This is a genomic window from Salegentibacter maritimus, from assembly GCF_016236915.1.
GTDB lineage: Bacteria > Bacteroidota > Bacteroidia > Flavobacteriales > Flavobacteriaceae > Salegentibacter > Salegentibacter maritimus.
The window spans coordinates 128,247-140,895 of the sequence record NZ_JAEHOK010000004.1; the positions used below are offsets into that span (position 1 = coordinate 128,247).

A 12,649-nucleotide genomic window follows, 5' to 3' on the forward strand; every position below is an offset into this window, starting at 1 on the left:
TTTTCGGAATTAATAATTAAACCCCAGTTTGTTTAAACCGGTTTGTATTTGTTTATCCTGCATAAAAAGATTCCAGAGTAATCCTGTTCGGTAATTTTCTATCATCGTAATTATTGGTCCCTGATCTATGGCCAAATATCCATTGGCCACCCAATTTTCTTCTTCAGAAAATGCATCATAAAAGCCGTAAGGCCCCCATAACTTATCTCCCATATCTTCATAGAAATATCTAAGGGCTTTCATAGATTCTTCGGGAGTATATGGGAAAGAAGACAGGGCCGCAGTAGGCGTGATCACTCCCAAATCGTTTGCCGGACTATGTGCAGAGTAACCTTCATAATTATCGCTAGCGGTAAAACCCCAGCTGTTTTCTCCGTACCCTTCATAATTCCTGGGGTTATCTATAGCATAATTATAGTGAATAAGACTATGTGCTGTATTTTGAGCCCAGTAATTTGCGTATTGATCACTCAGATTTCGAGGATCAAGACCTATAAAAGAATAATGAGCGAAAAACAATGGCCCTCCATAGCCAGGTCCTAACGGAAGTTGAATATCGTAATATTCTCTATTATTAACCATATTACCATTAGCAGCCCAACCTTGATGGTACACTTCTGGCTCAATTGAGAACGTAGGCGACGCTGCGGCCAGTACATAAACTATAAGTGATTCATTCCACCCCTGTATTTTCAGGTCTTTCTTAAAATTATAAGTTGGTGACCAATGCCAGTAAAGTACGTTTTCGCCCTGGGTGTACCAGTCCCACTCTACCGCCTCCCAAAGTTTGGTAATTCGCTTTACAATTTGCGTTTCTTCAGAAAAATACTGGCGATTTATTAACAAGCCCTGCATCAGTAAAGCCGTTTCGACAAGGTCTCCTCCATCGTCCATATCATCAAAGGGCCGTGTTTGGACTTCGTTATCTAAATACCAGTGGGAAAAAGCGCCGTGATAAGTAGGAGCTTTTTCTAAAAACCCTAATATTTTTATTAATCGCTCTATAGCTTCAGTTTTACTTATCCAACCACGTTCTACGGCAACAGGAAAAGCAGCAAGTCCAAAACCAGAACCTCCTATGGTAACAATATTATCACCCTCACCACCATAAGCATCGGCTTGAGAACGTTCTTTAGCCAAACCTGAATTGCTTCCGGCAAAATCCCAAAAATATTTAAAGGTTTGTTGTTGAACTTTTTCCAGCAATTCTTCCTTAGAAAGTTTCTCTTCCTCTTCTTTTTCTGCGTCAGGATCATAGGGTTCCTGATATCCCGGCCCCTTATCTTTGGAGCAGGAAGAAAAAATAAGCAGTAAGCCCAACATATATAAATACCTATACATATAAAAGTTTTAAAATAATCGAGGAAAAAATTCTCTGTTATAAGTCAATTAGGATAAGACCCGCTTAAAATTTAAACAAGTTTAAAAGAAAGTTATCTGAAAAGTTTTTTTGTCACATTACATTTATAACTCATATTAGCCTAAATTCTGAAAGACTTTCAGACTGACATTTTTTATATTTTCAGATAACTCTCATTATTTTTAGGTCTACTCTGCCATTGCTGCCTGTATCTCTTCCTGAGACAAAGCTTTATTATAAAAACGCAAGTTGTCCATATAACTAAGATCTGCGAGGTGATCCCATCCTGTAAACCTTGGAGCACCAGACATAACGGAAACTATATCTGTTCCCGTCCAGTCTACTCCGCCAGTTACTGTACCAGTATTTACCAATTCACCATCCAGATATATTTTACTTTCTGAATCTGTGATCACAAAGCCTACGTGTACCCAGTCACCAGCATTTACATCTATTACTCCACCATCATTCCAGCTATCGGAAGAACCATTACCAACATTTGCTTTAATACGTTGTTCCTGTGTATTACCTTCTCTAAAAAGTCTAAATCCGCTGGTTCTGTTATTTTGGGCATCAGGATTTTCTTCATCCTTAGGACCAATTACAATTATTCCTGCCCGCTCAGGCTCAGCATTCACTTTATACCAAAAACTTGCACTAAATTCCTGGCTTAAAAGCCCTTGCGAAGAGAATTGTAAATAAGAACCTTCAGACCCAGCATAAGCATTATTTCCCTCTATACTTTCCCCGGCAAAACCAGGCGAACCTACTTCTGAAACTTCGCGATTTGAAACCAAATCTCGAAAATCTCCGTTAAAAGGCATATCCAATGTAATGGAGGAAGCATTAATTAACCCCTGAATATCTTCCTGAGTCAAGCTGGTGTTAAAAAGTCTAAGTTCATCAATTTTACTATTAATATCAGATTTGTGATCCCAATAACTAAAAGTATCCCCACCGGCACCAATAGTAAGTTGCTCTACCCCGGCCCAATCTATAGAGGAAGTCATCACGCCTGTATTCACAGGCATTCCATTAACATAAAGAACTGTTTCTGTACCAGTTACACTAAAGGCGATATGAACCCATTCATTATTGGTTACATCTATTACTCCACCGTCATTCCAGCTTTCACCAGTTCCCGTACCTACATTTAGTTTTATTTGCTGTTCTTCGGCTGAACCTTCTCTAAATAAGCGAAAACCTTGCTGGCGTTCTTCATTGGCACCTGCTACTAGGATTCCTGCACGAGCAGCATCATCGGCATTAACTTTGTACCAAAAAGCAGCACTAAATTCGCTACCAAGATCTTCCTGATTAAGCGGTACATCTATATAAGAATCTAATATTCCCTTGTAAGCTCCTGTACCGAAATAAGCTTCAGTAGAAATAGTTGGGTCTCCTGTTGCATTACCCATTTTAATATTTACCAATTCGGTGAAGTCTCCGTCAAAAGGCATATAGAAGAATTCACCAGCATATTTAGGGGTATAAGGTGGCTCTTTGCTAAAGTTTACAATTTTGCTTGTGGTATTTCCAGCTATGTCGGTGGCATTAATAGTTAAGGTGTGTTCACCATTTGTAACATTATCAAAGGTTAGTTCCTTATTTACAATTCTATAATCTAGAAATTCTTCGAATGTAGCCACTTGATTTCCGTTTACCAGCACTTCAATCATATCTACCTCGATATCATCTATCACTTCAAATTTAATATTTATAGAAGCTACAGCCTCGGGTACCTTAATTGTGGCACCCTCATTAGGATAGTTTATGTTTACTTCAGGGCTACCGGCATCTGCTCCAGGGTCTACCTGTGTTAGCGGATCTATATTATCATAATCGCATGAGGCAAACAGCACTAACAAAAATAGAGTCAGAAAATATTTATTTATTCTTTTCATTGTCTTCTTAATTTAATTGTCGCAAAATCTCGTTCAATGGGGTATCTCTATTTACTGCCGTAGCTTCAATAGGTAATGCGTCTAGTTGTGCCTGTGGGTATGGTAGATATTCGTCTGCGGCCGAAAAGCTTCTTCCGTCATAGCTTAATTCATCGTACTTATCGTGACGAATCATATCATAATATCTAATTCCCCATTCCATTGCCAATTCTGCAAATTTTTCATCTAAAACCTGTTCGTGGGTTACTCCACTTAAATTTGGCATTCCGGCACGTGCTCTTACCATATTTACTGCTTCATCTGCAGGGATGGCATTTGGGCTGGCGCCAAGGGTTACAGCCTCAGCATACATTAGAAGAACTTCAGCATACCGGATTATGATCATATTTTTACCGGCACTATAGTTATTTCTTCCATCGGTTAATTGCACTGAAGGGAGATAATGTTTCCCACTAGAAAATTTAGCGCGCGCATAATCGTTTATAATATCTCCAGAGGGTGTTGTGTTCGAAATAAAATCGGGTACTTCTACACCATTAGCTTCCAATTCGGCAATACCTCTATCGGTAAAGAGTACACTTGTTTGCAACCTGGTTTCTTCGTCACGATTAATCATAAATTCAATCCACTTGTCACTAGGCTCATAAAAACCCCAACCAGCTTCTGCATTTTCCCTGGCAGGTGTCCAGTTTTGAGGACCAAAAGGAGCATATAAATGATATAATTCACCCCCTGCCTCAGTACCATAATCTGAAAACTGGATTTCAAGCAAACTTTCATTGCTTAATTCTCCGGGCTTTTTAAACAACTGGTAAAAATCGTCGTAAAGAGAAAATTTCCCTGAACTTATAATTGCACCGGCAGCATCGGCCACTTCCTGGTAGTTTTCCAGCTCCTGATGGGCAAGGGCTTTAATAGCATAAGCAGTATATTGTGTTACACCACCTTTAATATCGGTACGCTCGTTAGGACGTGCATCTGGTAAATTTGGAATGGCTGCATCCATCTCGTCTGAAATAAATTGCATTATCTCGGCTTTAGAAGCAACGCCCTGCTCCAGCTCTTCTTCGGGCTGATTAGAAGTAATAATAAATACATCTTCCCATACCCGTGCCAGATTAAAATGCAGGTAAGCCCTTAAGACCTTAATTTCAGCAATATATTGATCGGCTCTTTGTGTATCCTCAGCATTGGTAAATTCTTTAAAATTTTCAAGTTGAAGAATTGCTGTATTCATATTTATAATATCGTTGTAATGCACATTCCATAAAGAGTTGTACATCCAATAATCCTTATTATAAGTAAACATATCAGTATCGGTGAACGGCTGCTGATCTCCCAGCCCTCCGGCATTTACATCGTCTCCTCTTACACCAAGTAAAAGTGGTTCTTCCCAACCTCGAGTTGCAAATTCATAATATGCACCAATTAAAGGTTGGTCCATAATACTGGCATCAGTATAATCAAGATCACCGGTATTTAATTGTCCTTCCCGTACATCTAATTTATCACTACATGAACTTACCCCTATCCCAAAGACCAAGCATAGTAGTAAAACTTTTATTGAACTATATTTTTTCATAACGATTATTTTAGAATTTTAAATTAACACCTAAAGTGTAAATTGCCGGTACTGGATAAGTTTGCCTGTCTATACCATCTGATACTTCTGGATTGAACCCATTATAGTTAAAAAACGAAAATGGTTTTTCTGCAGTGAAGTAAATTCTTGCATCTGGAAGTCCTTCTGCCTCCACATTATAAGCCACGCGAATATTTTGAATTCGAAAAAAATCTCCATCTTCTACCCAGAAATCACTTAATTTTTGATTCCAGGATTTACGTAAACCTGCCGAAGAAGGGTAAGTATTACTGGTTCCTTCGCCATGCCATCTATTAATTGCTAAATCTGCATCTATATTTGTGTCTTGAGTAAAGATAATTTCCCCTCTTTTTCTATTTAAGATTTTATTTCCGGTTTGACCGTAAAAGTCAACCGAGAAATCAAAAGCCTTATAGGTAATGCCAATATTACCTCCAAAAGTGTATTTTGGAAGAAAGGAACCAAGAATTATCCTATCGTTATCATCAATTACGCCATCACCATTTTGATCACGGTAGATTAAATCTCCAGGTACAAGATCGTTTTCTACCGCTACAGGATCTGCCTCGATTTGTTCCTGGTTTTGGTAAACTCCAATTCTCTCATAGCCATAAAAACCTAATAATGGCCCACCTTCTATGGTGCGCTGTCTAAATTCAGCTGAACCTGAGTCTATATAACCTCTTTCATCTTCAATTTCAAGGGCTTCATTATGGAGTGTGGTAAAATTGGCTCCAATTCTAAAGCTAAAATCTTCATTAATCTGTTGGTTCCAATTAGCTACAAGCTCCAATCCTTCATTTCTAATAATTCCTGAGTTTCTGTTTACACTCCTGTTAACAATTGGAATATATACCGGTAAAATGGCATCTTGTGTATCTCTAATATAATAATCTGCATCTACCGAAAGTTTTCTGTCAAAAGCCTCAAGGTTTAAACCAAAGTTATATTCTTCAATAATTTCCCAGGTATTATTAGAAAAGACACTGGTAGAAGTTATCCCTGTAAATGGCTGATCTCCGATTGGAGTAGTAACTACCTCAATAGTATTTGAACCTGCACTTGCCGCTACATTATCATTACCTAATTTACCCCAGCTGGCTCTTAACTTAAAGAAGTCTATTGTTTCGTTGTCTATTAGGAATTCTTCTTCAGAAACCACCCAACCTAAACCAACAGATGGGAAATAACCCCAGGGGTCTAAAGAAAATTTAGAAGACCCATCGGCTCTAAAAGTTCCATATAACAAGTATTTATCTTTAAAGCTATAAGACAGCCTTCCAAAATAAGACAAGCCATAATACCTTTTCCCTATTTCTTCTACATTATTGGCAAATGAATCGGGATCGGCAAAATCAAGATACCAGCTGGTTTCAAGGCCAATACCCGTAATATCATAACCAGTGGCAGAAAAAACGTTGCTAGCTTCATCTCTAAATGAAGTACCGGCCATAATTTTTAGGTCGTGATCCCCAAAAGAATCATCATAAGTTAGAACGTTATCCCAATACTGATTAGAGTAGTTACTGTTTGCTCTACGAATACTTGATCTACGCTCTACATTATTTCCAAGAGTATAAGGAAGATTTACATTACGCTCTTCTAGAGAAGAGTAATCGTGGCTATATGTGGTCTTGATATCCAATTTATCTTCTATCAACTCATATTGTAAAAAAGCCGAAGTAAGTTGTTTTCTAATTTTCATTCTATTCTCATTATAAGCCATGTCCTGAAATGGGTTTTGCGTCCCTCTATATCCCAATAATTGCGCATTTGAATATCTAGTTGGCCCCGATCCTGTATTCATCTCATCTATAACAGGCATTGTTGGTACTGCAAAATAAGCTCTGAACCAGGCTCCATTTTCGGGGGCATATTTTGTGGCGTTGCTAAAAATAGAACTCACCCCTATTTTAAAACGATCGGTTAGATCAGCCTCAATTTTAGATCGAAGATTAAATCGCTCGTAATTGTTTTTCATGTCCAAAATACCTTCCTGCCCGGTATAGTTGGCTCCAACCGCATAAATAACATTTTCACCACCACCTGAAGCAGAAATACTATGGTTTTGAATTAAACCTTCTCTAAGAATTTCTTTATACCAGTCTGTATTCACCGCGGGAACATTTGGGTTTATCCTGCTCCGACCGTATCGCTGAATAGCATTTTCGATAAACTGAGCTTCAGGAGCAGATCCTGATTCTCTTGCCATAGTAGCGAATTGTTCAGTATTAGCTAACTTCACAATGTTTTGAGCGCGCTGGAACCCTGTATAACCATCGTATTCAAATTGTGGCTTTTGATTTTTTCTACCCGATTTTGTTTCGATAATAACTACACCATTGGCAGCTCTAACTCCATAAATAGCCGAGGAAGAAGCATCTTTAAGAACATTTACTGATTTAATATCTTTTGTATTCAAAAAATCAATATTATTATATAAAGTACCGTCCACAACATATAAGACATTGGTAGCATCCCCATAGGTTCCAAGCCCCCTAATTCTTACAGTTGGAGAGTCTCCAGGTGATCCTGAATTAACAATTTGCACCCCTGAAACTTTACCCTGCAAAGATTGCATAACATTAGCCGTAGGTGTTTTTTCAATTTCCTCTGCATCTATACTTGCAATAGAACCAGTAAGGTCTCTTTTTTCTTGTGTACCATACCCTACAACTACTACCTCATCCAGTTGCCCGGCATCTTCTACCATAGAAACATTATATTGATTTTGGGAAGAAATGGTGATTTCCTGAGCTTTAAATCCCAAAAAAGTAACCCTAAATACATCCCCCTCTTCAACATTTTCCAGAGTAAAATTTCCGTCAAAGTCGGTTACATCATAAATTTCTTTATCAATTACCTTTACTTCGGCTCCCGGTAAAGGTATTTCATTTTGGTCCGTTATAACACCTGAAACTGTTTTGCCCTCCTGAGCGAAGCCAAAACCAGATAAAAGGACCATACAAATGGTGAATAATTTTAATTTCATACGGTTCAAATTTTACTGAATTTTAGAAGAAAGATACAACCAAGACCGGTTTTTACGCAAACGATATAGTACACTACTGCTACATCAAAAATATTGAGATAACAAACAACTAATAATCAATAATATACACATGTTTAGAAGTAGTTTTTTAACAGCACTAAAAACCTTTGACGTAGTCTTGATGTAGTATATTTTTGTTAAAATATGGGTTCTAAATAACGAAACTAGTAATTTTTAATGAGGAAATTTGTCAAATTTTCGTTCTTATTCAGTCCCATTTTTTTTCGTAATCTATAACGATGTACTTCCACACCACGAACAGAAATTCCCATTAGAGGAGCAATTTCTTTAGAGGTAAGATTCATTTTTAAATAAGAACAAAGTTTTAAATCCTTACTCGTTAGTTTGGGGTAGGTTTTTAAAATATCCTTAAAAAAATCTTCGTGCAATTCATTAAAATTCGTTTCAAAGACTTTCCATTCATCCTTGTTTTTAATAGCACGATTAATTTTATTTAAAATATGTTTCATTTTAAACTGGTTAGAAAAATTGGTCTTATCCTTACTCAATTCATTTTGAATCTCCATAAGCATCTCATTTTTCTTAGCCGCAACCATTGTAGTATTGGCAAGCTCTTTACGTTTCAGGTTAATCTCATTTACAAGGCGCTCTTTTTCTAATTTGTTAATACGCTCCTGATGCTCCTTTTCAAATTTTTCTTCAAGCAAGGATTGATGTTTCCTTAATTTAAGCCGGTTAAACCAATACATAGACGCCAGAATTACCAAAAAACAGAAAATATAGGCTATTTTCATGGCATTTGAGAGATACCAGGGTGGTTGAATACTAAAACTAAAGCTATTCCTTTTCGCAATATGAGCCTGAGGGCCCATAGCCAAAAGCTCTAATTCATAATCGCCATGACTTAAATTTTGGAGGTTTATAACTCCGTTAACCACCTTACCACTAAGCGTATCTTCACCTTTTAATTTATAATTTAAACCCATGGCCCCAGAGGTCGGAAAAGAAGTTTGTACATTTAAATCTCTTGAGTTTTTATAAGCCATTACCGGCTTTTCCCCCAGTTCTAAACGCCCATTTGCATTGAAAAAACCTTTTACTTTGGGGGTGCTCACGGGTGTTTGCCCCAAACCTTTTATAAACTTCCTTAAATCTATTCGGGCAAAACCATCATTTAAGACCACATAATATATTGAATCTCCATTCTTTATAATCTTCTCATAATTTTTCACCAATCTATTCCCTAAGCTTTCTGGAGCAATTATTATAGTGTTCTCAAAGTCTGTAAACTTTAAGCTATTATTTTCGGTATCGCTAAACCAATAAGAACCTGCATCTTTAAAAAGCATTTTATGTTTTCTAAACGCTTTTAATTCTTCAAAAATATCCAGAGAGTCTTTAAATGGATTATACTTAAACCAACGATCTCCGTTAAATATGGCCAATTGATTATTAATCTTGGAAATGTTGGTATTAATACTATTCCCACCATCGGGCATAGCTATTTTTTTTACAAAATTGGTTTGCGCAAAATCATTCTCAAAACCAGCCCTATAAAGACCTTCGTACGGATGCACGGCCCATAGGGTATTTTCATTCTCAAAAACAACATTCCTTACAGGAAAATCCAGGCTATCTAATTGATAAATACTGTCTTTTAAAGGGTTTAGTTTCCTAAGCCCCGTATAACTACTAATTAAGTAATTGCTCGCAGAATAGGAGATTTCATCTATCTTATAACTCCCGGTCGCAGTTTCAACCGGATACAAACTATTTTCTTTAATAAAATATGTCCCGGAGTTATGATTTACAAATAAAGTATTATTAAGAATTTTTAGATTCCAGGTGTGCCCTTCAGAGCCGTCAATAATCTGAAGTTTGTTATTATTAAAACTATAAACTCCGGTATTACTTGCCAGGTACATTTTATTTTCGTGAAATTCAAGGTCGTACACCGCACCCAATTCTCCCGTATCATCGGTATAGAAGTTAATCGGTGAATCTATTTCAATGCGATCTATTCCGTTATCGAGGCCTAACCAAATATTGCCGTATTTCTCTACAAAACTTAAAACAGTATTATTTTGAAGTCCATTATTCCTATTTAAAATATTGTAACTTTCATTCTTTAAATCGTAATTTATAAGGCCATTTTTAACCGTACCCAATAGCAATCTCTCATTATCTAAAGCAAGAATATGGTTTAGTTCAGAACGTTTTAACTCATCTTTTAAATTACTATCTCCAAAAGTCGAAAAAGCGTCACCGTTGTACCTATATAAATTATCCTTTGTTCCAATAATTAGATTCTGCCCGCTCACAGCCATATCAACAACTATTTCCCCTTGTAAAAGTTCCTGGTTAGGTATATTCTTCAAATCATTATCGGCACTCAAGATGTGGAGCCCGCTTCTCCCTAATGCCACCACAAGCTGATTTTTATAAACAATCATTTTATTGCTAATCACATTTTGAACCGGTTCAACGGTATCCTGGCTATATCTATAAATTGCGCCAAAAGACCTAAAATAAATGTCGCCTTTAAATTCAAGAATTTCCCAAAACTCTTCGCTTTGCATTTTATAATCGCCAAGGTTTGGTATTAAAGAGGTATAGTACATTTTACCGGTACTATCTCTTTTCCAATATCCAAATTCTTTATAAGACCCGGTAAAGATTCGGTCTTCATGCACGAAAACAGATCTAATAATACTACCATTGGGCAAAGGAAAAAGTTCCCATGATTGTCCATCATAGCTAAGCAACCCCTGATTATTGGCAGCATAAATTACGCCTTCTTCATCTACATCAATATCCCAGTTTTGACTAGCTGCATTATAATTAGTAGCCAAATAATTATGTATAGGCGGAGTAAGTTGTTGTCCTATAAGGCTGGAGTACTGCAAAACAAAGAAGAAAGCAGTAATTATATTCAGGATAGAGCGCTTCATAAATTCTATTTGTGCAGTTTTTGTATAGTTATAATTTAAGGCAAAAATACATACTTTTTGTACTTTGGAACTTTCTCAATTTAAAAACATGTTGATATGAAATTAAAAAAGGTGTTTCCCTTAATTTTGGGTTTTATATGTGTAGGTATTTCTATTATTTCCTGTAAGAATAATTCAGAAGAAAAGAAATTAGATAAAGACGAAACAAACAAGCGTCCAAACATTGTGTTTATCATGACCGATGATCATGCTGCTCAAGCTATTAGTGCCTATGGCCATCCCATAAGCAAATTAGCGCCTACGCCAAACATAGATCGTATTGCCAAAAACGGGGTAACCTTTAAAAATAATTTTTGTACAAACTCTATTTGTGGCCCCAGTCGTGCCGTAATACTTACCGGTAAACACAGTCACTTAAATGGATTTAGAATGAATGGTGAAACCTTTGATGGTTCTCAACCCACACTTCCAAAGTACCTTAAGAAGGCAGGCTACCAAACAGCATTGTTCGGAAAATGGCACTTACACGGTTCACCGCAGGGTTTTGACGATTGGAACATTCTTGTAGACCAGGGAAATTATTACAATCCCGATTTCATAAAAAATAAAGATACCACCAGGATTGAAGGATACGCCACAGATATTATCACCGAAATGGGCTTAGATTGGCTAAAGAACAACCGGGATAAAGAAAAGCCTTTTATGCTTATGGTACAGCATAAAGCACCTCACAGAAATTGGATGCCAGCCTTGAGGCATATCAATAAATACGACTCTATTGAATTTCCACTACCAAAAAGCTATTTTTCAGATCACCAGGGACAGCCGGCTGCACAAGAACAATTGCAAACAATCTATAAAGATATGTATGAAGGTCATGATCTTAAAATGACTCTAGCAAAAGGCAGCGATTCGCTAAGACATAACCCCTGGAAAACCGATTTTGAAAGAATGACCAAAGAACAAAGGGAAGTCTGGGACAAGTCCTACCAACCTAAAAATGATGCTTTTCACGATGCTAATTTATCGGGAAAAGAACTTGCTAAATGGAAAGGCCAGCGCTATTTAAGAGATTATCTAGCCACCGTAGCCTCGGTAGATGAAGGGGTAGGGAAAATTTTAGACTACCTGGAAACAGCTGGTTTGGCTGAAAACACCTTAATTGTTTACACTACAGATCAGGGATTCTATCTAGGGGAAAAAGGCTTTTTTGATAAACGTTTTATGTATGAAGAATCTCTTGCCATGCCTATGTTAATGCAACTACCCGGTGAGATAGAAGCAGGAAGCGAAATTGATGCTTTAACACAAAATCTAGACTTCGCTCCTACTTTCCTTGACTTCGCCAATGCAGAAATTCCAAAAGAAATGCAGGGCAGGTCTTTTCGTCCTTTACTGAACAATGCCGTTTCAAATAAAGATTTTAGGGATGCAATTTATTACCATTACTACGATTTTCCTGCCTTTCACATGGTTAAGAGACATTATGGAATTAGAACCCATCGGTTTAAACTTATACATTTTTATGATGATATAGATGTATGGGAAATGTACGATTTACAAGAAGACCCTAATGAGGTAAACAATATCTATAAGCATCCGGATTATGCTAAGGTTAGAAAAGATTTACACTCCAGGCTGGATTCTCTTCAGCAGAATTATGGGGTAACCGAGGAAGAATTCGCTACAACGCCCAAAGAGAAGGTAAATCAGGCGTATAGAAATTTTGCGCGAATGGCAGGAGAAAAGCCAGAAAATTATTCCGGATATAAAAAAGAGCAATAAAAAATAACAGTGAATAAGTAATTATTCCTACTT

General features: G+C 37.0%; 6 protein-coding genes. 1 reads left to right on the forward strand and 5 read right to left on the reverse strand.

The window, feature by feature from the left end:
• Positions 1-9 precede the first annotated feature (9 nt).
• From I6U49_RS04650 to I6U49_RS04670, 5 genes are all read right to left on the reverse strand, one after another.
• Complete coding sequence (locus I6U49_RS04650) at positions 10-1,341, reverse strand: glucoamylase family protein (protein ID WP_198627783.1); 1,332 nt, start codon at positions 1,339-1,341, stop codon at positions 10-12.
• 207 nt (positions 1,342-1,548) lie between these two features.
• Entirely contained in the window at positions 1,549-3,264 is a 1,716-nt protein-coding gene (locus tag I6U49_RS04655) for a LamG-like jellyroll fold domain-containing protein (RefSeq protein ID WP_198627784.1), read from the reverse strand.
• A gap of 7 nt (positions 3,265-3,271) precedes the next feature.
• A complete protein-coding gene (locus I6U49_RS04660) occupies positions 3,272-4,846 on the reverse strand; it encodes a RagB/SusD family nutrient uptake outer membrane protein (RefSeq protein WP_198627785.1) in 1,575 nt (524 codons plus the stop codon).
• A gap of 10 nt (positions 4,847-4,856) precedes the next feature.
• On the reverse strand, positions 4,857-7,859 hold the full coding sequence (locus tag I6U49_RS04665) for a SusC/RagA family TonB-linked outer membrane protein (protein WP_198627786.1): 3,003 nt from the start codon (positions 7,857-7,859) through the stop codon (positions 4,857-4,859).
• Positions 7,860-8,083: 224 nt separating this feature from the next.
• On the reverse strand, positions 8,084-10,831 hold the full coding sequence (locus I6U49_RS04670; protein WP_198627787.1) for a helix-turn-helix and ligand-binding sensor domain-containing protein: 2,748 nt from the start codon (positions 10,829-10,831) through the stop codon (positions 8,084-8,086).
• Between the two features lie 96 nt (positions 10,832-10,927).
• On the opposite strand from I6U49_RS04670, the gene I6U49_RS04675 reads away from it, so the two are divergent.
• Positions 10,928-12,616 (forward strand): sulfatase family protein, encoded by a 1,689-nt coding sequence (locus tag I6U49_RS04675; protein ID WP_198627788.1) that lies wholly within the window; start codon positions 10,928-10,930, stop codon positions 12,614-12,616.
• Positions 12,617-12,649 lie beyond the last annotated feature (33 nt).